Origin of the sequence: Streptomyces hydrogenans, assembly GCF_014656075.1 — a bacterium.
Lineage (GTDB): Bacteria > Actinomycetota > Actinomycetes > Streptomycetales > Streptomycetaceae > Streptomyces > Streptomyces hydrogenans.
This window is the reverse complement of the sequence record NZ_BNBS01000022.1, coordinates 41,543-63,596: the sequence shown is the minus strand read 5'-3', so window position 1 is coordinate 63,596 and position 22,054 is coordinate 41,543. Positions and strand designations below refer to the sequence as shown.

Annotated in this window: 18 protein-coding genes; 2 read left to right on the top strand and 16 right to left on the bottom strand. The window is 72.1% G+C overall.

Annotated elements, in window-relative coordinates; translation table 11 throughout:
* Positions 1 to 172: 172 nt before the first annotated feature.
* A complete protein-coding gene (gene ileS / locus IE321_RS12525) occupies positions 173 to 3,316 on the top strand; it encodes an isoleucine--tRNA ligase (RefSeq protein WP_043223133.1) in 3,144 nt (1,047 codons plus the stop codon).
* Between the two features lie 173 nt (positions 3,317 to 3,489).
* On the opposite strand, the gene IE321_RS12520 is transcribed toward ileS, so the two are convergent.
* The 16 genes from IE321_RS12520 to rsmH all read right to left on the bottom strand — a co-directional run bounded on the left by IE321_RS12520 (position 3,490) and on the right by rsmH (position 21,089).
* Positions 3,490 to 4,563: a DivIVA domain-containing protein gene (locus IE321_RS12520; RefSeq protein WP_043223131.1), complete on the bottom strand. Its 1,074-nt coding sequence runs from the start codon at positions 4,561 to 4,563 to the stop codon at positions 3,490 to 3,492.
* 55 nt (positions 4,564 to 4,618) lie between these two features.
* Positions 4,619 to 4,909 carry a YggT family protein gene (locus IE321_RS12515; protein ID WP_031007132.1) on the bottom strand — a complete coding sequence of 97 codons (291 nt, stop codon included), beginning with the start codon at positions 4,907 to 4,909 and terminating at the stop codon, positions 4,619 to 4,621.
* Positions 4,910 to 4,990: 81 nt separating this feature from the next.
* A complete protein-coding gene (locus IE321_RS12510; RefSeq protein WP_030748389.1) occupies positions 4,991 to 5,611 on the bottom strand; it encodes a cell division protein SepF in 621 nt (206 codons plus the stop codon).
* A 122-nt stretch (positions 5,612 to 5,733) separates the two neighbouring features.
* Positions 5,734 to 6,453 carry a YggS family pyridoxal phosphate-dependent enzyme gene (locus IE321_RS12505; protein WP_190222899.1) on the bottom strand — a complete coding sequence of 240 codons (720 nt, stop codon included), beginning with the start codon at positions 6,451 to 6,453 and terminating at the stop codon, positions 5,734 to 5,736.
* Positions 6,450 to 7,193, bottom strand: a complete 744-nt coding sequence (gene pgeF / locus IE321_RS12500) for a peptidoglycan editing factor PgeF (protein WP_190222898.1) — start codon at positions 7,191 to 7,193, stop codon at positions 6,450 to 6,452. The genes IE321_RS12505 and pgeF overlap by 4 nt, the downstream gene beginning before the upstream one ends.
* Positions 7,190 to 8,404 carry a cell division protein FtsZ gene (ftsZ, locus tag IE321_RS12495; RefSeq protein WP_043223122.1) on the bottom strand — a complete coding sequence of 405 codons (1,215 nt, stop codon included), beginning with the start codon at positions 8,402 to 8,404 and terminating at the stop codon, positions 7,190 to 7,192. The genes pgeF and ftsZ overlap by 4 nt, the downstream gene beginning before the upstream one ends.
* A 279-nt stretch (positions 8,405 to 8,683) precedes the next feature.
* Positions 8,684 to 9,487: a cell division protein FtsQ/DivIB gene (locus IE321_RS12490; RefSeq protein ID WP_190222897.1), complete on the bottom strand. Its 804-nt coding sequence runs from the start codon at positions 9,485 to 9,487 to the stop codon at positions 8,684 to 8,686.
* Between the two features lie 25 nt (positions 9,488 to 9,512).
* Positions 9,513 to 10,607, bottom strand: a complete 1,095-nt coding sequence (murG, locus tag IE321_RS12485; RefSeq protein ID WP_043223116.1) for an undecaprenyldiphospho-muramoylpentapeptide beta-N-acetylglucosaminyltransferase — start codon at positions 10,605 to 10,607, stop codon at positions 9,513 to 9,515.
* A 6-nt stretch (positions 10,608 to 10,613) separates the two neighbouring features.
* Positions 10,614 to 11,954 (bottom strand): putative lipid II flippase FtsW, encoded by a 1,341-nt coding sequence (ftsW, locus tag IE321_RS12480; RefSeq protein WP_043223114.1) that lies wholly within the window; start codon positions 11,952 to 11,954, stop codon positions 10,614 to 10,616.
* Positions 11,955 to 12,009: 55 nt separating this feature from the next.
* Positions 12,010 to 13,449 carry a UDP-N-acetylmuramoyl-L-alanine--D-glutamate ligase gene (murD, locus tag IE321_RS12475; protein WP_043223111.1) on the bottom strand — a complete coding sequence of 480 codons (1,440 nt, stop codon included), beginning with the start codon at positions 13,447 to 13,449 and terminating at the stop codon, positions 12,010 to 12,012.
* Entirely contained in the window at positions 13,431 to 14,501 is a 1,071-nt protein-coding gene (mraY, locus tag IE321_RS12470) for a phospho-N-acetylmuramoyl-pentapeptide-transferase (RefSeq protein ID WP_043223107.1), read from the bottom strand. Before mraY ends, murD begins: the two co-directional genes overlap by 19 nt.
* Complete coding sequence (locus tag IE321_RS12465; RefSeq protein WP_043223103.1) at positions 14,498 to 15,922, bottom strand: UDP-N-acetylmuramoyl-tripeptide--D-alanyl-D-alanine ligase; 1,425 nt, start codon at positions 15,920 to 15,922, stop codon at positions 14,498 to 14,500. Before IE321_RS12465 ends, mraY begins: the two co-directional genes overlap by 4 nt.
* A gap of 4 nt (positions 15,923 to 15,926) precedes the next feature.
* Complete coding sequence (locus IE321_RS12460; RefSeq protein ID WP_190222896.1) at positions 15,927 to 17,621, bottom strand: UDP-N-acetylmuramoyl-L-alanyl-D-glutamate--2,6-diaminopimelate ligase; 1,695 nt, start codon at positions 17,619 to 17,621, stop codon at positions 15,927 to 15,929.
* 18 nt (positions 17,622 to 17,639) lie between these two features.
* Positions 17,640 to 19,637 (bottom strand): peptidoglycan D,D-transpeptidase FtsI family protein, encoded by a 1,998-nt coding sequence (locus IE321_RS12455; protein ID WP_043223099.1) that lies wholly within the window; start codon positions 19,635 to 19,637, stop codon positions 17,640 to 17,642.
* Positions 19,638 to 19,644: 7 nt separating this feature from the next.
* Positions 19,645 to 20,136, bottom strand: a complete 492-nt coding sequence (gene ftsL / locus IE321_RS12450) for a cell division protein FtsL (RefSeq protein ID WP_372470226.1) — start codon at positions 20,134 to 20,136, stop codon at positions 19,645 to 19,647.
* Entirely contained in the window at positions 20,133 to 21,089 is a 957-nt protein-coding gene (gene rsmH / locus IE321_RS12445; RefSeq protein WP_043223097.1) for a 16S rRNA (cytosine(1402)-N(4))-methyltransferase RsmH, read from the bottom strand. Before rsmH ends, ftsL begins: the two co-directional genes overlap by 4 nt.
* A 319-nt stretch (positions 21,090 to 21,408) precedes the next feature.
* Here rsmH and IE321_RS12440 point away from each other — a divergent pair, with 319 nt between their 5' ends.
* Positions 21,409 to 22,002, top strand: coding sequence for a beta-class carbonic anhydrase (locus IE321_RS12440; RefSeq protein WP_190222895.1), 594 nt, complete (start codon positions 21,409 to 21,411; stop codon positions 22,000 to 22,002).
* Positions 22,003 to 22,054: the final 52 nt, after the last annotated feature.

The window sequence follows — 22,054 nt, the reverse complement described above, 5'->3', positions numbered from 1 at the left end:
AAAGCCGCGTGGACACGCACCACGAAGCGCGGTGACTAGAACCGGTGTCGCGACCCCAATGAGGGGGCCCCGGACGGCCACGTCCGGAGCCAAGGAGGGTGGTACCGCGGGAGCACGGCTCTCGTCCCTCCGACGGAAGCAGGAATTGTCCGTCCGGAGGAGAGTCCGCCGCATGACACCGCCCCAGTACCGCCCCGTACCCGCCCAGGTCGACCTGCCCGCGCTCGAGCACGCCGTGCTCGACTTCTGGCAGGACAACAAGGTCTTCGCCAAGACCCTGGAGCAGTCCGAGGGACGCCCCGAGTGGGTCTTCTACGAGGGCCCGCCGACCGCCAACGGCATGCCCGGCGCCCACCACATCGAGGCCCGCGTCTTCAAGGACGTCTTCCCGCGCTTCCGCACCATGCGCGGCTACCACGTGGCCCGCAAGGCCGGCTGGGACTGCCACGGCCTCCCGGTCGAGCTCGCCGTCGAGAAGGAACTCGGCTTCTCCGGCAAGAAGGACATCGAGGCGTACGGCATCGCGGAGTTCAACGCGAAGTGCCGCGAGTCGGTGACCCGCCACACCGACGCCTTCGCCGAGCTCACCACCCGCATGGGCTACTGGGTCGACCTCGACGACGCCTACCGGACCATGGACCCCTCGTACATCGAGTCGGTCTGGTGGTCGCTCAAGCAGATCTTCGACAAGGGCCTGCTCGTCCAGGACCACCGCGTCGCCCCCTGGTGCCCCCGCTGCGGCACCGGCCTCTCCGACCACGAGCTGGCCCAGGGCTACGAGACCGTCGTCGACCCCTCGGTCTTCGTCCGCTTCCCGCTGACCTCCGGCCCGCTCGCCGGCAAGGCCGCGCTCCTCGTCTGGACGACGACCCCCTGGACCCTGGTGTCCAACACCGCCGTCGCCGCCCACCCCGAGGTCACCTACGTCGTCGCCACCGACGGCGACGAGCGGCTCGTCGTCGCCGAGCCGCTGCTCGACAAGGCCCTCGGCGAGGGCTGGGTCACCACCGGCGAGTCCTTCACCGGCGCCGAGATGGAGCGCTGGACCTACCAGCGCCCCTTCGAGCTCATCCCCTTCGACGCCCCCGCGCACTACGTGGTCAACGCCGAGTACGTCACCACCGAGGACGGCACCGGTCTGGTCCACCAGTCCCCCGCCTTCGGCGAGGACGACCTCAAGGTCTGCCGCGCCTACGGCCTGCCGGTGGTGAACCCGGTCCGCCCCGACGGCACCTTCGAGGAGGACGTGCCGCTCGTCGGCGGCGTCTTCTTCAAGAAGGCCGACGAGGCCCTCACCGCCGACCTCGACGCGCGCGGCCTGCTCTACCGGCACATCCCGTACGAGCACAGCTACCCGCACTGCTGGCGCTGCCACACGGCCCTGCTCTACTACGCGCAGCCGTCCTGGTACATCCGCACCACCGCCGTCAAGGACCGCCTGCTCCAGGAGAACGAGAACACCAACTGGTTCCCGGACTCGGTCAAGCACGGCCGCTTCGGCGACTGGCTGAACAACAACATCGACTGGGCGCTCTCCCGCAACCGCTACTGGGGCACCCCGCTCCCGATCTGGCGCTGCGACGAGGGCCACCTCACCTGCGTCGGCTCCCGCACCGAGCTGTCCGAGCTGACCGGCACCGACCAGTCGGCCCTCGACCCGCACCGCCCGTACATCGACGACGTCACCTTCGCGTGCCCGGCCGAGGGCTGCTCCCTCGAAGCGGTCCGCGTCCCCGAGGTCATCGACGCCTGGTACGACTCGGGCTCCATGCCGTTCGCGCAGTACGGCTACCCGTACCAGAACAAGGAGCTGTTCGAGAGCCGCTACCCGGCCCAGTTCATCTCCGAGGCCATCGACCAGACCCGCGGCTGGTTCTACACGCTGATGGCCGTCGGCACCCTCGTCTTCGACAAGTCCTCGTACGAGAACGTGGTCTGCCTCGGCCACATCCTCGCCGAGGACGGCCGCAAGATGTCCAAGCACCTCGGCAACATCCTCCAGCCGATCCCGCTCATGGACCAGCACGGCGCCGACGCCGTCCGCTGGTTCATGGCGGCCGGCGGCTCGCCCTGGGCGGCCCGCCGCGTCGGCCACGGCACCATCCAGGAGGTCGTCCGCAAGACCCTCCTCACCTACTGGAACACGGTCGCCTTCCAGGCCCTGTACGCCCGCACCTCCGGCTGGGCGCCGTCCGCCGCCGACCCGGCCCCGGCCGACCGCTCCGTCCTCGACAAGTGGCTGCTCTCCGAGCTGAACACGCTCGTCGCCGAGGCCACCGAGGCGATGGAGGCGTACGACACCCAGCGCACCGGCAAGCTCCTGTCGGCCTTCGTCGACGACCTCTCCAACTGGTACGTGCGCCGCTCCCGCCGCCGCTTCTGGCAGGGCGACAAGGCGGCCCTGCGGACCCTGCACGAGGTCGTGGAGACCGTCACCCGCCTGATGGCCCCGCTGACCCCCTTCATCACCGAGCGGGTCTGGCAGGACCTGGTCGTCCCGGTCTCCCCGGACGCCCCCGAGTCGGTCCACCTCGCCACCTGGCCGGAGGCCGACGCCGCCCTCATCGACGGCGCCCTCTCCGAGCAGATGGTCCTGGTCCGCCGTCTCGTCGAGCTCGGCCGCGCGACCCGCGCCGAGTCCGGTGTGAAGACCCGTCAGCCGCTCTCCCGCGCGCTGGTCGCGGCGACCGGCTTCGCGGGGCTCTCCCCGGAGCTCCAGGCGCAGATCACCGAGGAGCTGAACGTCTCCTCCCTGGCCTCGCTCTCCGAGGTCGGCGGCAGCCTCGTCGACACCACCGCCAAGGCGAACTTCCGCGCCCTCGGCAAGCGGTTCGGCAAGGGCGTCCAGGACGTGGCCAAGGCCGTCGCCGCGGCCGACGCGGCGGCCCTGGCGCTGGCCCTGCGGGACGGCGGGGCGAGCCTGGAGGTGAACGGCGAGACGATCACCGTCACCCCCGAGGAGATCATCATCACCGAGACCCCCCGCGAGGGCTGGTCGGTGGCCTCCGACTCCGGCGCCACGGTCGCCCTGGACCTGGAGATCACCCCCGAGCTCCGCAAGGCCGGCCTCGCCCGTGACGCGATCCGCCTGATCCAGGAGGCCCGCAAGAACAGCGGCCTGGACGTCGCGGACCGCATCGCGCTCCGCTGGACCTCCACCTCCGCCGAGACCGCGGAGGCCCTCCAGGCCCACGCCGGCCTCATCGCGGACGAGGTCCTGTCCACGGACTACGCGGAGGGCGCGCCCGCCGAGGGCTACGGCCCCGCCTTCACGGACGAGCCGCTCGCCCTGACCTTCCACCTCCGCAAGGTCTGACCGGCACGAGAAGGGCCCCGCACTCCCCTGGGAGTGCGGGGCCCTTCCGCATGCCGCCCGCGGACGGGCCGGCCCTGGTACCCCGGGCACGGCGAAGGGCCGGTCCCCGGGGTACCAGGGCCGGCCCTTCGGCTGCCGACGGCTACGTGCTCAACGCACGTTCAGGCGCCGCCTCAGTTGTCGTCCTCGTCGATCAGGAAGCCGCGCATCGGCGCGGGCGCCTGCTGCATCGGCTGCGGCGCCTGCGGGCGGACCGGAGCCATCGGCTGGGTCATCGCGGGCGACATCTGCTGCTGGCCACCGTAGGACGGAGCGGCGCCCATGGACGGACCGCCGCCCATCGGGCCGTTGCCGCCGTAGGACGGCGCACCCGCACCGGCCGACGCCATGGACGGGGCCGGCGGCAGCGAGGCCGCCGCCGGGGTCCGCGGCGGAGCCAGCGAGTCGTCCGCCTGGGTCTCCAGCTGACGCAGCTGCGACTCCAGGTAGGACTTCAGACGGGTCCGGTACTCGCGCTCGAAGCCGCGCAGGTCCTCGACCTTGCGCTCCAGCGTGGCGCGGGCGGACTCCAGGGAGCCCATCGCGACGCGGTGCTTCTCCTGCGCGTCCCGCTCCAGGGCGTCCGCCTTGGCGCGGGCGTCGCGCTCCAGGCCCTCGGCGCGCGAGCGCGCCTCGCCGACGATCTTGTTGGCCTCGGAACGCGCCTCGGCGATCGCCTGGTCGGCGGTCTGCTGGGCGAGCGAGAGGACGCGCGCGGCGCTGTCGCCACCGGGCTGCTGGGGCGGCTGCGGCTGCATCTGCTGCTGCTGCGGGTGGCCCATGGGGCCGCCCTGCATCGGGCCGGGACCCATCGGACCGCCCTGCATCGGGCCCGGACCCATGGGTCCGCCCTGCATGGGGCCGGCGGGAAGCTGAGGAGCGCCGGAAGGCAGCTGCGGCGGGCCCATCTGCGGCGGCTGCTGCTGGACCGGCGGACCGGATATGGCGGCGGGCACGGGCGCGCCGGGACCCACGGGACGGTTGTCCTGCGGCTCCGGGGGCTTGCGCATGGCCTGCTGCTGGTTCTGCGCGGCCGCACGGGTCGCCGCGGCCAGCTTGGCGCGCAGGTCCTCGTTCTCGCGGAGCAGGCGGGTCAGCTCGGCCTCGACCTCGTCGAGAAAGGCATCGACCTCGTCCTCGTCATAGCCTTCTCGCAGGCGGACGGTCGTGAACTGCTTGTTCCGCACGTCCTCGGGGGTCAGCGGCATCTCTTCTTCACCTCTACGTAGTCGTCGGCAGTCGGCAGGACCGTATCGTCCACACTCACCTCGCGAGGGAGTTCACGACGGAGATGAGGATGTAGACGATGATCATCAGAACGAAGAAGGACAGGTCGAGTGCCACGCCCCCGAGACGCAGCGGCGGGATGAGCCGCCGCAGAAGCTTGAGCGGTGGATCGGTGACAGTGTAGGTGGCCTCCAGAACGACCACCATCGCCTTGCCCGGCTGCCACGAACGGGCGAACTGGAAGACGTAGTCCATGACCAGCCGGAAGATCAGGAAGACGAGGAAGCACATCAGCGCGATGTAGACCACCTGTAGTGCGACGCCCATCCCGCGGTTCCCTCTCCCCTGGCTCTCGTTTTCTCAGCTTGCTCCGGCCGCCCTCGCGGCCGGTCCCGTCCGGTCTCGTTCTCAGCTCTGGTTGAAGAACCCGCCCTCTGCGATACGGGCCTTGTCCTCCGCCGTGACATCGACGTTAGCAGGCGACAACAGGAACACCTTCTGCGTCACGCGCTCAATGCTGCCATGGAGCCCGAAGACGAGTCCGGCGGCAAAGTCGACAAGTCGCTTCGCGTCCGTGTCGTCCATCTCCGTGAGGTTCATGATCACCGGGGTGCCCTCACGGAAGTGTTCCCCGATGGTACGGGCCTCGTTGTAGGTCCGGGGGTGAAGCGTGGTGATGCGGTAGGGCTCCCGCTCGGACACGACCTTGGGCATGATCACCGGTGCGTTCTTCTCCAGGCTCGGGCGTTCGGGTGTGATGGATGCCACGGGGGCAATTCGGGCCGGACGTCCGCTTTCGGCGAGTACCGGGGCAGAGTGGGCGACGGGCTCCCGGGGGGCCGGAGGGGCCACCACGCGCACGGGCTCCTCGCGCTCGATCTGGCGCGGCGGGGTGTGGCGCCGCTCCCGCTCGGGCTCCGGTTCCAGCTCGGGCTCGAAGTCGTCATCGGGGTCGAAGCCCCGGCCGTCGTACCCATCGTCCTCCACGAGACCGAGGTAGACCGCCATCTTGCGCATCGCGCCGGCCATGCTCCGATTCCTCCGCTCTGTGGTGGATCGGCCTCGTCACCAAGTGCCCGCGATCCACGTGGCCACTCCGCCGTTCGCGGAATGACCATATTTTCTGCTGTGGTCCGACCTGCTTCGCGACGTTACCCGAGCTTCGGACGGACTCCGAGTACCGCCGTACCGACGCGTACGTGTGTCGCCCCGGCGGCGATGGCGTCCTCGAGGTCCGCACTCATTCCCGCTGACACCATGTTCGCAGCCGGACGGGTCGCGCGCAGGGCAGTCGACAAATCCATCAGCCGGTCGAAGGCGGCGCGTTGCCGGCCGGCGTACTCGCCGACGAGCGGGGCGACCGTCATCAGGCCGCCGAGCCTGAGCCCGGGGGCCTCGTCGAGGGCCGCGGCCAACTCCTCGACCCCGTCCGGCGACACGCCTCCGCGGTCGCCGCGCCCGCCGGACTCGGCGTCGAGGGCGACCTGGATCAGGCAGCCGAGCTCGCGCCCGGCCCTCTCCGCGGCCGCGGAGAGGGAGGAGACGAGCTTGAGCCGGTCGACGGACTGCACCACATCGGCATAACCCACCACGGATCTGACCTTGTTGGTCTGCAACTGACCGACGAAGTGCCAGGTGAGATCGAGGTCGGCGCAGGCGGCCGCCTTCGGCGCGGCGTCCTGGTCGCGGTTCTCCGCCACGTCGCGCACCCCGAGTCCGTGCAGGATCCGCACGTCGCTCGCGGGGTAGGTCTTGGTGACGACGATCAGGGTCACCTCCTCGCGGGGGCGCCCGGCGGCGGCGCAGGCGGCGGTGATCCGCTCCTCCACCCGCGCCAGGTTCTCCGCGAGTTCTGCCGTACGGTCCGTCATGCCTCTTCCCTGCCCAACCAGACATATCCCGCGAGTCGCCCCGTGGTGCGATCGCGTCGGTACGAGTAGTGGTCGCCGGATTCCAGGGTGCAGACCCCGGCGTCCTCGACGTCGGTGACCCCGAGCCGGGCCAGCTGGGCACGGACCCCGGCGGCGACGTCGACGGCGGGGGTGCCCCAGGAGGTCTCGGCGTGGGCGGCGGGTTCGACGGCGGCGACCTCGGCGCGCATCGCCTCGGGGACCTCGTAACAGCGACCGCAGACGGCGGGGCCGGTGCGGGCGGTGATCCGCGCGGGCTCGGCGCCCAGGTCCGTCATCGCCGCGACGGCGGCGGGGACGACCCCGGCGATCATGCCGGGCCGCCCGGCGTGGGCGGCGGCGACGACCCCGGCGACCGGGTCGGCGAGCAGGACGGGGACGCAGTCCGCGGTGAGGACGGCGAGGCCGAGTCCGCGGCGGGTGGTGACGATCGCGTCGACGGCGGGGACGGCCCCGCCGTCCTCCCAGGGGCCGTCGACCACGGCGACGCCGGCGCCGTGGACCTGGTTCATCCAGACGACCAGCGCGGGGTCGAGCCCCAGTTCGGCGGCGGCGCGGGCCCGGTTGGTCCGGACGGCCTCCGGGTCGTCGCCGACGGCGCCGCCGAGGTTGAGCTCCTCGTACGGAACGGCGCTCACCCCGCCCCACCTGTCGGTGAAGGCGAAGTGCGCGCCGTTCGTGGTGAGGCGGTGCCCTATCACTTCAGGAAGTCCGGGACGTCCAGCTCCTCGGCGGGGCTGTCCGCGTACGGACGGGCCGGCGGGACCACCGGCGGGACGGGCGGCAGCGGGGTCTCGCTGACGGCCGGAGCGGGCTCGGGCCGGTCGGCGACGGGCTCCTCGCGGGGCGTCACCGTGCCGAGGCCGCCGAGCGGGCGGGAGCTCTCGGCGACGCGGGGGGCCGGGGCCGGCTCCTCGCGCTTGGCGGAGACCGAACCGATGATGTTGTCCCGGCGGGCCGGCGGCTGGCCGCCGTCGAAGCCGGCCGCGATGACCGTGACCCGGACCTCGTCGCCGAGGGCGTCGTCGATGACGGCGCCGAAGATGATGTTGGCCTCCGGGTGGGCGGCCTCGCTGACCAGCTGGGCGGCCTCGTTGATCTCGAAGAGACCGAGGTCGCTGCCGCCGGAGATGGAGAGCAGCACACCGCGGGCGCCGTCGATGGACGCCTCCAGGAGCGGCGAGGAGATCGCCATCTCGGCGGCGGCCACCGCGCGGTCGTCGCCGCGGGCGGAGCCGATGCCCATGAGGGCGGATCCGGCCTCGGACATGACCGACTTGACGTCGGCGAAGTCGAGGTTGATCAGACCCGGGGTGGTGATGAGGTCGGTGATGCCCTGGACGCCGCTGAGCAGGACCTGGTCGGCCGACTTGAAGGCGTCGAGGACCGAGACCTGGCGGTCCGAGATGGACAGCAGCCGGTCGTTCGGGATGACGATGAGGGTGTCGACCTCTTCGCGGAGCTCGGCGATGCCGTCCTCCGCCTGGTTGGCGCGACGGCGGCCCTCGAAGGTGAAGGGGCGGGTGACCACGCCGATGGTCAGGGCGCCCAGCGAGCGGGCGATGTTGGCGACGACGGGCGCGCCGCCGGTGCCGGTGCCGCCGCCCTCGCCGGCGGTGACGAAGACCATGTCGGCCCCCTTGAGGACCTCCTCGATCTCCTCGCGGTGGTCCTCGGCCGCCTTGCGGCCGACGGCAGGGTTGGCCCCGGCCCCGAGGCCGCGGGTCAGTTCACGGCCGACGTCGAGCTTGACGTCGGCGTCGCTCATCAACAGTGCCTGTGCGTCGGTGTTGATGGCGATGAACTCGACGCCCTTGAGACCGACCTCGATCATTCGGTTGATGGCATTGACACCACCGCCGCCGACACCGATGACCTTGATGACTGCGAGGTAGTTCTGCGGTGCTGCCACGTCGAAGGCCTCTCGCCTCGAGTTACGTGTCGTCATTGCGCGGTGGTTTGCGCGCCGCGACGACGGATGCCGATGGGGTGGTCCGGGACGCCGACCCCAACCCTAACGTTGAAGTTTAGGGTTACCAGTGTCTCTGTTCACTGGACTCTTCCGAACAGGACACTAAGTCGACAAGTGGCGCGCGTTCAACGAACACGCCGAACCTCCCGTTTTTCTTTTCACCCTATGTGATCACCCGTAGCGCTGGCCAACCAGGGTGCTGGCCAGCGCCGATGCGCGTCAACTCCCGGAGGAGGCGGGCGCGCTGGGGGCACTTACGTCGAAGTGCCCCGCTTTGGGGGTCGCCTTCATCAGGGCGGTGAGCACCCGGGCCTTCGCGGGCCCGTGTTCGGCACTGCCCCAGAAGACGGTTCGATCCCGGGTCAGCTCCAGAGTGACGGAGTCGTACGAGGAGAGGCGTACGACACGAGTGTCCTTCGCGATCGCGTCCGGGAGTTCACTCCGTACGCGCACCGCCTCGGCCAGCAGCCGGTCCGCGTCGAACCGTCGCAGGCTGGGCGAAGCGGCCGCGTCGAGGACCAGCCGGGGCACGCCGCGGGGCGGGGTGGTGACGGTCGCGAACGGGACGGCGGTGGAGTCCACTTCGGTGAAGGATCCGCTTTTCTCCAGAAGGAGCACGGGTTTCCGTTCGGTCACTTTCAGACCGATTTCGTGCGGCCAGGACCGGAACACCTCGACAGAGGCGATCCGGGGCAGTTCGTCCCGGAGGCGGGCCTCGATCCCGTCGACGTCGACCGTGACCAGCGGAGCGCCGACCGGGACGGCGGCGACGGCCTCGACCTGGGCCGGGGTGAGCACCGCCGTGCCCGAAGTCTTCACACGTTCCACACGGAACCAGGTCGAGCCGTAGAGGGCCCAGACCGTGCCGCCGGCGAGCAGGAGCACGCCGGCGGCGATCAGGGCGAGCTTCAGGCCGGCCGGGCGGAGGCGCCCGCCCGAACCCTCCGGACGGGCCTGCCGGTCCGACGACCCCTGCCGCCTCCCGGTGCCGCTCTGCTCCGCGGTCGTCGGTCCGGCTGCCACGCGCGCCTCTTCCCTCGGTCCTCCGCTACGCCTGTCGGCGGGCGGCGATCGCCTCGTACACCATGCCGACGAGCAGGTCGTCGGCGTCCCGGCGGCCGAACTCGGAGGCGGCGCGGGACATCTCGTACAACCGGTGCGGATCGGCCAGTACGGGCAGGACGTTGGCCTGCACCCACTGCGGGGTCAGCTCCGCGTCGTCGACGAGGAGTCCGCCGCCGGCCTTGACCACCGGCTGCGCGTTGAGCCGCTGTTCGCCGTTGCCGATGGGCAGCGGGACATAGGCGGCGGGCAGTCCGACGGCGGAGAGCTCGGCCACGGTCATGGCGCCCGCGCGGCAGAGCATCATGTCGGCCGCGGCGTACGCGAGATCCATCCGGTCCACGTACGGTACCGGCACGTACGGCGGCATTCCGGGCATGTTGTCGACGCGCGGCAGCTCGTTCTTCGGGCCGACCGCGTGCAGGATCTGGATGCCGGAGCGCTGGAGCACCGGGGCGACCTGCTGGACGACCTCGTTGAGCCTGCGGGCGCCCTGCGAGCCGCCGGAGACCAGCAGCGTCGGCAGGTTGGGGTCGAGCCCGAAGGCGGCGCGCGCCTCGGGCCGGACCCGGGCCCGGTCCAGGGTGGCGATGGTGTGCCGCAGCGGGATGCCGATGTAACGGGCGTTGCGCAGCTTGGAGTCCGGGGTGGAGACGCCGACGGCGGCCGCGTACCGGGAGCCGATCTTGTTGGCCAGGCCGGGCCGGGCGTTGGCCTCGTGCACGACGATCGGCACGCCGAGCCGCTTGGCGGCCAGATAGCCGGGCAGCGCCACGTAGCCGCCGAAGCCGACCACCACGTCCGCCTTGGTGCGCTCCAGGATCTGCTCGGCCGCCTTGATGGTGCCGCGCAGGCGTCCGGGGACGGTGATCAGCTCCGGGGTGGGCTTGCGGGGCAGCGGTACGGCGGGGATGAGCGCCAACTCGTAGCCCCGCTCGGGCACGAGCCTGGTCTCCAGGCCCTTCTCCGTGCCCAGCGCCGTGATGCCCACGCTCGGGTCCTGCCTGCGCAGGGCGTCCGCGAGGGCGAGCGCCGGCTCGATGTGACCGGCGGTCCCCCCGCCGGCGAGTACGACATGCACCGAAATTCACCGCTCTCCGGACGGGCGCTTCTTGACGCGCCGTCGCATCGACTTCCATCTCACCCCGGCCCGCTTGCCCCAGCCGGGGCGGCGCATGGCCAGGGCCGCTTTCGCGGCGGGTTCCTGTCGCGCGAAGGCGATCAGGAGCCCGACGGCGAACATGGTCGGCAGCAGGGCTGACCCCCCGTACGAGAACAGCGGGAGCGGGACACCGGCGATCGGCAGCAGACCGAGCACCGCACCGATGTTGACCACGGCCTGGGCCGTGATCCAGGTGGTCACGCCTCCCGCGGCGAATCGAACGAAGGGGTCCTCCGTGCGTCCGGCCACGCGGATACCCGCATAGCCTAGGGCCGCGAACAGGGCGAGCACCGACAGCGTCCCCGCGAGGCCGAGTTCCTCACCGGCGACCGCGAAGATGAAGTCGGTGTGCGCTTCGGGCAGTTGGCCCCATTTTTCCACACTCGCACCGAGCCCGGAACCGAACCATCCGCCCGATGCCAGAGCATAGATTCCGTGCGCGGCCTGGAGGCACGGGGCCCCCTCGCCACCCGGATCGGTGGCGCCGATGCACTGGAATCGGTCCATCCGGTGCGGGCTGGTCTTGATGAGCAGCGCGCCGATCGCGCCGGCCACCACGAGCACCCCGACGAAGAGCCGGGTGGGGGCGCCGGCCGTCCACAGCAGGCCGAAGAGGATCGCGGTGAGGATGATCGCGGTGCCCATGTCGCCGCCGAGCATGATCAGCCCGAGCAGCATGAAGGCGCCAGGCACCAGCGGCACGAGCATGTGCTTCCACTGGGTGAGCAACTTCATGTCCTGCTTGCGGGCGAGCAGGTCGGCGCCCCACAGGATCAGCCCCAGCTTGCCGAACTCGCTGGGCTGGAGCATGAACGGGCCGCCCAGCGAGATCCAGTTCTGGTTGCCCCCGACGGAGTGCCCTATCCCCGGGATCTGGACGAGCACCATGAGGAAGACCGCGCCGACCAGGATCGGGTAGGCGAGCGCCCGGTGCAGCTTCACCGGCATCCGGGAGGCGACGAGCAGCAGTCCGGTGCCCAGGAGCGCGGCGAAGAACTGCTTGCGGAAGAAGTAGGACGGCACCAGCTCGTAGCGGAGCGCGGTGATCATCGAGGCCGAGTAGACCATCACCAGGCCGAGCGTGGTGATGAGCAGCCCCGCTCCGATGATCACGTAGTACGCCGTGAGCGGCCGGTCCCAGGCCCGCCGCACGCGCGCGTGGAGCCCGCGTACACCTCCGCCGCGCGCCCCCCGCGGGGTCGCCGGCGCCCGCCCTCCGCCCGGTCGGGCGGAGGGCCGACGCGTCCCGGCGATCTTGCTCGGCATGGTCGCTGCCCCCTCCGGTCAGGCCCGGTACGGCCGGACCCTCGCAGTGGTCGGGTCAGGCGTCGCCGGTGGCGGCGAGGGCGCGGACCGCGTCCGCGAACGCCTCGCCCCGCTTGTTGTAGTTGGTGAACATGTCCATCGAGGCGCAGGCCGGGGCCAGGAGGACGGTGTCCCCCGGACGGGCGAGCCGGGCCGCCTCGCGGACCGCCTCGGACATCGCCCCAGTGTCGGTCCGGTCGAGGTCCACCACCGGGACCTCCGGGGCGTGTCGCGCCAGCGCTTCGCGGATCAGCGCGCGGTCCGCGCCGATCAGGACGACGCCGCGCAGCCGCTTCGCGGACTTCTCCACCAGCTCGTCGAAGGTCGCGCCCTTGGCGAGTCCGCCGGCGATCCAGACGATCGGGTCGTAGGCGGCCAACGAGGCTTCGGCGGCGTGGGTGTTGGTGGCCTTGGAGTCGTCGACGTACGTCACGCCCCCGACCTCCTCGACCAGCTCGATCCGGTGCGGGTCGGGGCGGAAGGCCCGCAGCCCGTCGCGTACCGCCTGCGGCTCGACGCCGAAGGCGCGGGCGAGGGCGGCCGCGGCGAGCGCGTTGGCGATGTTGTGCGGGGCCGGCGGCCGCACGTCGGCGACCTCGGCCAGCTCCTGGGCGTTCTTCTGCCGGTTCTCGACGAAGGCCCGGTCGACGAGGATGCCCTCGACGACGCCGAGCTGGGAGGGGCCGGGGGTGCCGAGGGTGAAGCCGATCGCCCGGCAGCCCTCCTCGACGTCGGCCTCGCGGACCAGGTCCTCGGTCAGCGGGTCGGCGACGTTGTAGACGCAGGCGACCTGGTTGCCCTCGTAGATGCGGCCCTTGTCGGCGGCGTACGCCTCCATGGAGCCGTGCCAGTCGAGGTGGTCGGGCGCCAGGTTGAGCACGGCGGCCGAGTGGGCGCGCACGGAGGGCGCCCAGTGCAGCTGGTAGCTGGAGAGCTCCACGGCGAGCACGTCGTACTTCTCGTCGCCGAGGACGGCGTCGAGGAGCGAGACGCCGATGTTGCCGACGGCGGCGGTCCGCAGCCCGGCGGCCTCCAGGATGGAGGCCAGCATCCGGGTCGTGGTGGTCTTGCCGTTGGTGCCGGTGATCGCCAGCCAGGGGGCCGCGTCCGGGCCCCGCAGCCGCCAGGCCAGCTCGACGTCGCCCCAGACCTCCACGCCCGCCTCGGCGGCGGCCGCGAAGAGCGGCTTGTCCGGCTGCCAGCCGGGGGCGGTGACGATCAGCTCGGTGCCGGCCGGCAGGGTCGCCCCGTCGCCGAGGCGGACGGTGATCCCCGCCGCCTCCAGCTCCGCGGCCTGCGCCCGGGAGCGCTCGTCGTCGCCGTCGTTGACGACGGTCACCACGGCGCCCCGGGCCGCCAGGGCGCGGGCGGCCGGGATGCCGGACACCCCGAGACCCGCGACCGTGACGTGCTTGCCCCGCCAGTCCAGCTCTTCGCTCACTTGTCGGCTGCCCATCCCGCGTAGAAGAGACCCAGGCCCACGATCACGCACATGCCCTGGATGATCCAGAACCGGACGACGACCAGGACCTCGGACCACCCCTTGAGTTCGAAGTGGTGCTGGAGGGGGGCCATCCGGAAGACGCGCTTGCCGGTCATCTTGAACGAGCCGACCTGGATGACCACGGACATCGTGATCAGCACGAACAGGCCGCCGAGCAGCGCGAGCAGCAGCTCCGTACGGGAGCAGATGGCGAGACCGGCCAGCGCGCCGCCGAGCGCGAGGGAGCCGGTGTCACCCATGAAGATCTTGGCGGGCGAGGTGTTCCACCACAGGAAGCCGAAGCAGGCGCCCATGAGCGCGGAGGCCACGACCGCGAGGTCCAGCGGGTCGCGGACCTCGAAGCAGGCGTTCGGGTTGGTGAGGGTCAGCGCGTTGGCGCAGGACTCCTGGAACTGCCACAGCCCGATGAAGGTGTAGGCGCCGAAGACCATCACGGAGGCGCCGGTGGCCAGGCCGTCCAGGCCGTCCGTGAGGTTCACGCCGTTGGACATGGCCAGGATCATGAAGAGCGCCCAGACCACGAAGAGGACCGGGCCGATCGACCAGCCGAAGTCGGTGATGAAGGAGAGCTTCTCCGAGGCGGGGGTGAGCCCGCGCAGGTCCGCGAACTGGAGCGACAGCACCGCGAAGGCGATGCCGACGATGAGCTGGCCGGCCATCTTCGCCTTGGCCCGCAGGCCCAGCGAACGCTGCTTGACGATCTTGATGTAGTCGTCGAGGAAGCCGACCAGGCCCATGCCGGCCATCAGGAACAGCACCAGGACGCCCGAGTACGTCGGGTCCTCGCCGGTGATGACCTTGGCCAGCGCGTACGCGATGAGCGTGGCCAGGATGAAGGAGATGCCGCCCATGGTGGGCGTGCCCTTCTTCCCGGCGTGGCCGCGCGGGCCGTCGTCGCGGATGAACTGCCCGTATCCCTTGCGGGCGAGCAGCTTGATGAGCAGCGGGGTGCCGATCAGGGTGAGGAAGAGGCCGATGGCCCCCGCGAAGAGGATCTGCCTCATCGGCCGGATACCTCGCCCTCAGTGTCGAGCAGCGCCAGGGCGACCTGCTCGAGACCGACCGACCGGGAGGCCTTCACCAGGACCACGTCCCCCGGGCGCAGCTCCCTGCGCAACAGGTCGACAGCCGCCTGCGCGTCGGACACGTGCACCGACTCCTCACCCCACGAACCCTCGTTATAGGCGCCCAGTTGCAGCCAGGACGCTTCCCTGTCCCCGACCGCGACGAGCTTGCTGACGTTGAGCCGGACGGCGAGCCGTCCGACCGCGTCGTGCTCGGCGAGCGACGCGTCACCGAGCTCGGCCATCTTGCCGAGCACCGCCCACGTGCGGGCCCCCTGGGCCTGTCCGGCCCTGCCCATGGCCGCGAGCGCGCGCAGGGCGGCTCGCATGGACTCGGGGTTCGCGTTGTAGGCGTCGTTGACGATCGTCACGCCGTCCGGACGCTCGGTGACCTCCATGCGCCAGCGCGAAAGGGAGCCGGCCTCGGAGAGCGCGGTGGCGATCTCCTCGACAGGCATGCCCAGCTCGTGCGCGACGGCGGCCGCTGCGAGCGCGTTCGACACGTGGTGCTCACCGTACAGGCGCAAGGTCACGTCGCTGCACCCGGTGGGTGTGTGAAGCGTGAAAGAGGGGCGGCCGGCGTCGGTGAGGTGGACGTTCTCGGCGCGTACGGCCGCTTCGTCCGCTTCTCCGAAGAGGGTCACGCGGGCCTTGGTGCGGCTCGCCATCGCGCGGACGAGCGGGTCGTCGGCGTTGAGGACCGCCACTCCGCCGTCCTCGGCGGCCGGAAGCGACTCGACCATCTCGCCCTTGGCCTCGGCGATCTGCTCGCGTCCGCCGAACTCGCCGATGTGGGCGCTGCCCACGTTGAGGACGAGCCCGATCCGGGGCGGGGTGAGCCCGGTCAGGTAGCGGATGTGGCCGATGCCGCGGGCGCCCATCTCCAGGACGAGGTGCCGGGTCTCCTCGGTCGCCCTGAGCGCGGTGAGCGGCAGGCCGATCTCGTTGTTGAGGGAGCCGGGCGTCCAGACGGTGGGCGCGTGGCGGTCGAGGACCTGGGCGATCAGGTCCTTGGTGGAGGTCTTGCCGGCCGAGCCGGTGAGGGCGACGACGTCGGTGCCGAGCCGTTCGACGACCGTGCGGGCGAGGGCGCCCAGCGCGGCCTGCACGTCGTCCACGACGATCGCGGGGACGCCGAGGGGGCGGACGGCCAGCACGGCCGTCGCGCCCGCCGCGACGGCGCGCTCCGCGTAGTCGTGGCCGTCCACGCGCTCCCCGGCGAAGGCGGCGAAGAGGCTGCCGGTCCTCACCTCGCGGGAGTCGATGACGACGGGCCCGGTGATCCGGGCGCCCGGATCCGGTATGTCGTGCGCCTGCCCGCCGACGATTTCGGCGATCTCGGCGAGGGAGAGGGCGATCACTGCTTCATCCCTGACTGTTCTGGTGACGGTGTCCGATCGGGGCGGCGGCCGGTGTGCCGCCCGCCGCCTCGATCGCTTCGCGGAGGACCTGGCGGTCGTCGAAGGGGCGGACCTTTCCGGCGATCTCCTGGCCCTGCTCGTGGCCCTTGCCCGCGACCAGGACGGTGTCGCCCGGCCGGGCGCGGGCGATGGCGGCGGCGATGGCGGCGGCCCGGTCGGGTTCGACCAGGACGTCGCCGCGTTCGGCGGCGGGCACCGCGGCGGCGCCCGTGAGCATCGCGGTGAGGATCGCGAGCGGGTCCTCGGAGCGGGGGTTGTCGGAGGTCAGCACGGCGGTGTCGGCGAGCCGGGCCGCGGCGGCGCCCATGGGGCCGCGCTTGGTGGTGTCCCGGTCGCCGCCGCAGCCGATGACCACGTGCAGCCGGCCCTCGGTGACCTCGCGCAGCGAGCGCAGCACCGACTCGACGGCGTCGGTCTTGTGCGCGTAGTCGACGACGGCGAGGTACGGCTGGCCGGCGTCGACGCGCTCCAGGCGGCCGGGGACGCCGGGGACGGCGGCGACGCCGTCGGCGGCCGTCTTCGGGTCGAGTCCGGCGGTCGCGAGGGTGGCGATGGCGGCGAGGGTGTTGGCGACGTTGAAGGGGCCGGGCAGCGGGGCGGTGGCGGGGATCCGCTCGCCGTCGGGGCCGACGGCCGTGAAGGTGGAGTCGGCGGCGCCCAGGACGACGTCCTCGGCGCGCCAGTCGGCGTCGGCGCGGCCCTCGGCGGAGAAGGTGACGACCGGGACGGCCGCCTCCTCGGCCAGCCGGCGGCCGTACTCGTCGTCGGCGTTCACCACGCCGATCCGGCTGCGCTCCGGGGTGAAGAGCGTCGCCTTGGCCCGGAAGTAGTCCTCCATGTCGGAGTGGAACTCCATGTGCTCCGGGCTGAGGTTGTTGAAGACGGCGACGTCGAAGACGCAGCCGTCGACCCGGCCGAGCACGAGGGCGTGGCTGGAGACCTCCATGGCGACGGCGTCGACGCCGCGTTCGCGCATGACGGCGAAGAGGGCCTGGAGGTCGGTGGCCTCGGGGGTGGTGCGCTCCGACTTGATGCGCTCGTCGCCGATCCGCATCTCGACGGTGCCGACGAGCCCGGTGTGCTTCCCGGCACCGCGCAGTCCGCCCTCGACGAGGTAGGCGGTGGTGGTCTTGCCGGAGGTGCCGGTGATGCTGATCTGGAGGAGGTCCGCGCCGGGGCGGCCGTAGATCTCGGCGGCGAGTTCGCCCATCCGGCCGCGCGGATCCTCGACGACGAGGACGGGCAGGCCGGTGGCGGCGGCGCGGTCGGCTCCGGTCGGATCGGTGAGGACCGCGACGGCGCCGAGGCCGGCGGCCTGGGCGACGAAGTCGGCGCCGTGCAGGCGGGCTCCGGGGAGGGCCGCGTACACGTCCCCGGGCCGTACCGCCCGGGAGTCGTGGGTGATCCCCGAGACCGGGACGGCCCGTGCGGCGTCGGGGGTCTCGGTGCCGAGCCGCTGCGCGAGCTCGCCCAGGGGTGTCGGGCGGGCCCGCTCCGGGCGGGGCGGGGTGGTTCGGGACTGATCAGCGTGTGGCACGGCGGTGAGCGTACCGGGCGCACCCTGCGGGGGACCAAACGAGCGGGGGGCGTCGCCGGAGTTCGATTTCCGGTTCCCGGAGTGGGGGGTGATCGTCGTCACTGGTGGTGCTCCCGGGGGTCACGGGGTGGGTTCGAAGGTGACCGGCAGGCGGGCGGACTCGCTGCCGGTGGGTGCCACGTGGAGGGTCTTGAGCGCGAACTCCATGACCTTCTTGTAGATGGGGCCGCAGATCTGGCCGCCGAAGTAGCTGCCCTTGGTGGGGTTCTGGATGGCGCAGTAGACGGTGACGCGCGGCTGGTCGGCGGGGGCGAAGCCGGCGAAGGAGGCGGTGTAGCCCTTGTAGCGGCCGAGTTCGGGGTCGACCCGGTTGGCGGTGCCGGTCTTGCCCGCGACGCGGTAGCCGGGGATGGCGGCCCGGGTGCCGGTGCCCTCGCGGTCCTCGACGACCGACTCCAGCATCTGGGCGAGGGTCTTGGCGGTCTTCTCGCTGACGACCCGGTTCTCCTCGGGCGCGGCGGCGGGGGCGAAGCGGCCGTCGGGGCCCTTGGTGCCGCGGACGAGGGTGGGTTCGACGCGTACGCCTCCGTTGGCGATGGTCGAGTAGACGGAGGCGGCCTGGAGGGCGTTGACGGAGAGGCCCTGGCCGAAGGGGATCGTGTACTGCTGGGAGGTGGACCAGTCCTCGGGCTTGGCGAGGATGCCGGGGGTCTCGCCGGGGAAGCCGAGGCCGGTGGGGCTGCCGATGCCGAAGCGGCGGAGGTAGCCGTCGAGGACGCGGTTGGACTCGGCCTGGTCCTTGCCGAGCTGGCCGGTGGCGAGGATGGTGCCGATGTTGCTGGACTTGGCGAGGACGCCGTTGAGCGTCAGGTACCAGGTCCTGTGGTCGATGTCGTCCTTGAAGAGCCGGTCGCCGCGGTGGAGCCGGTTGGGGACGGTGACGTGGGTGTCGGGGGTGGCCTTGCCCTCCTCCAGGACGGCGGCCATCGACATGACCTTGCTGGTGGAGCCGGGCTCGTAGGCGTCCTGGAGGGCGGCGTTGCCCATGGCGGCGGAGTTGGCGGCGGAGAGGTCGTTGGGGTCGAAGCCGGGGGCGTTGGCCATGGCGAGGACCTCACCGGTGCGGGTGTCCTGGACGATGACGTAGCCGCGGTCGGCCTTGGACTTGCGGACCTGGTCGCTGATGGCCTGCTGGGCGGCCCACTGGATGTCCCGGTCGATGGTGAGCTCGATGTCGGAGCCGGGGACGGCGGGGGTGCCCTGGGAGCCCGCGGTGGGGACCTGCCGGCCGCCGGAGGCGGTGAAGCGGATCTTCCCGTCCCGGCCGGCGAGTTCGGGGTCGAGCATGGACTCGACGCCGCCGGCGCCGCGGCCCTCGGCGTTGACGTAGCCCAGTATCCCGGCGCCGAGGTCGCCGTTGGGGTAGACGCGCTTGGTGCTGGGCTCGCTGAGGACGCCGCCGAGCAGGTTGACGCCGGTGCCGTCGGCCGCCCGGGCCTTCTGCGCGTAGACCTTCTTGAGGTCCTTGATCTGGTTCCACACCTGCGGGGTCTGCTTGCGGGCGAGCAGGGTGTAGCGGGACTTGGGGGTGCGGAGCTTCTTCGCCAGCTCCGCCGGCTCCTTGCCGAGGATCGGGGCGAGGAGCGCGGCCGCCTGCTCGGGCGCGTCGCGGACCTTGGACTCCTCGGGGGTGAAGAGCTTCGGGTCGGCGGTGATGTCGTAGGCGTCGACGCTGGTGGCCAGGGCGATGCCGTTGCGGTCGGTGATCTCGCCGCGCTCGGCGGAGAGCGTGTACTCCTGGTAGCGGTACTTGTCGGCCTTGGCCGCGTACGCGCTGGCGTCGACGGCTTGGACCTGGAGCAGCCGCACCACGAAGACCAGCATGACGAGGGTGAGGCCGACGGAGATCAGGCGCAGCCGGGGTTTGGGGCGGCCGAGCGTGATGGTGCGGGGCCTGCGGGCGGGCGGCCGGGGCGCGGGGCGGCGGGCGGCGGGCCGGGGCGCGGGGCGCGGCGCGCGGCCGCCCGCTCCGGCCCGGGCGCCGGATCCGGCGGGCCGGGGGCGGGCCGGGCGCGCGGGTCCGGGGACGCGGCGGCGCGGGGGCTCCTGGGAGGGCACTGCTCGGTCACCTGCCGGAGGTCGTCGGGGCGGTCGCGGTCGGGGTGGTGCCGGTGGGGGTGGGCTTCGGGTCGGTGCCGGGGTCGGCCGTGCGGGCCGGGGCGCGGCTCGGCGTGCGGGAGGGCTTCGGGGAGGGGGCGACGGTGGGCTCGCCGAGGACCTTGCCGTCGGGACCGAGGAAGGCGGGGCTGCCGCCGGGGACCATGCCGAGCTCGCGGGCGCGGCGCTCCAGGGCGTCGGGGGCGGCGTTGGCGTCGACGTCGCGCTGGAGGGCCTGTTCCTCGTCGGTGAGCTCGGTGGTGCGGTCCTTGAGCTCGCGCAGCTTGAAGGAGCCCTGGTTGAGGGCGGAGTTCAGCAGCAGCAGGGTGATGAGGCCGCCGCCGAGGAGGAGGACGACGAGCAGGACGAAGGGGGTGCGGGCGGCCGAGCTGGGTCCGGACGGCATCAGCCGTCCGAGCCGCGCGGCCCGGCCTTTGAGCGGCCCCCTCGCCGCGCTCACAGCACGTCCTCCCGGATGCGCTCGACGCCCCGGAGGCGGGCGGGGGCGGCCCGGCGGTTCTCGGCCACCTCCTCCTCGGTGGGGAGTTCGGCGCCGCGGGTGAGGAGCTTGAGGCGGGGCTGGTACTGCTCGGGGACGACCGGGAGGCCGGGCGGGGCGGTGGTGGCCGCGCCGGCCGCGAAGACCTGCTTGACGAGCCGGTCCTCCAGGGAGTGGTACGAGAGGACGGCGACGCGGCCGCCGACGGCGAGGGCCTTCACGGCGGCCGGGATGGCCCGCTCCAGGACGCTCAGTTCGCCGTTGACCTCGATGCGCAGGGCCTGGAAGGTGCGCTTGGCGGGGTTGCCGCCGGTGCGCTTGGCGGCCTGCGGGAGGGCGTCGCGGATGAGCTCGACGAGCCGGGCGCTGTTGGTGAACGGCTCCTTGTCGCGCTCGCGGACGATGGCGGAGACGATCCGCTTGGCCTGCTTCTCCTCGCCGTAGGCGCGCAGGATGCGGACGAGTTCGCCGGCCGGGTAGGTGTTGAGGACCTCGGCGGCGCTCATGCCGGTCGTCTGGTCCATGCGCATGTCGAGCGGGGCGTCCTGGGCGTAGGCGAAGCCGCGGTCGGCCTCGTCCAGCTGCATGGAGGAGACGCCGAGGTCGAAGAGGACGCCGTCGGCCCTGTCGATGCCGAGCCGGTCGAGGACCTCGGGCAGTTCGTCGTAGACGGCGTGGACGAGGGTGGCGCGGTCCCCGTAGGGGGCGAGCCGCTCGCCGGAGAGGCGCAGGGCCTCCTTGTCGCGGTCGAGGGCGACGAGCCGGGCCTCGGGGAAGGCGCGGAGCAGGGCCTCGCTGTGTCCGCCGAGGCCCAGGGTGCAGTCGACGACGACCGCGCCGGGGCGCTGGAGGGCCGGGGCCAACATGTCCAGGCACCGCTGGAGCATCACCGGGACGTGGCGGTCGTTGCTCAACGCACCCTCTCAGAACGGGCACGGCGAGCGGGTAAGGGGGCGAGCCGTGGGTGCCGCCGCGCACACGGGGGAGAAACCGCTGCAAACCGCTCGATTGTCTCCAGGAACTCCGCGTCACTCTAGTCCACGGACGGGGCCGGTCAATCAACCGGCTGGCGCGCCGCGCGGCGCCGGACGCGCGTGCGGACATTCCGGGTGGTTCACTCGATCGGCGGCGTCCGGCGATCACTGTGGGGTGGCTCACACAGAGGATCATTGGCGTTCTTTGTCCTCTTCTCACGGCGGGCCCTCGGGGGTGGTGCCCACTACCGTCGGGGCCATGACGACCTCCGCACACCCCTCCCCCGGCCCGTCCGGCGCGACGCCCGCCGGCGGCTCGGTCACCGAGCGGCTCGTCGAGGCGAACGCGCGGTACGCCGCCGACTTCTCCGACCCGGGCATGGACGCGCGTCCGGTGCTCCACGTCGCCGTCGTGGCCTGCATGGACGCCCGGCTGGACCTGCACGCGGCGCTGGGTCTCGAACTCGGCGACTGCCACACGATCCGCAACGCGGGCGGCGTCGTCACCGACGACGTCATCCGCTCCCTCACCATCAGCCAGCGGGCGCTCGGCACCCGCGCCGTGATGCTGGTGCACCACACCGGCTGCGGCCTGGAGTCGCTCACCGAGGACTTCCGGCACGAGCTGGAGGACGAGGTGGGGCAGCGTCCGGCCTGGGCGGTCGAGGCGTTCCGGGACGTGGACCAGGACGTACGGCAGTCGATGCAGCGGGTCCGCACCTCGCCCTTCCTGCCGCACACGGACGACGTCCGGGGCTTCGTCTTCGACGTCGCGACCGGTCTGCTCCGCGAGATCCACCCTGTGGAGAATGGTTCCGGCAGCGGTCCGAGCACAGTTTCCGCCTCCGCGTAAGACGACAAACTCCGGCATTTCGTCCGCAGTTGTCCACAGGCGAGTGACAGGG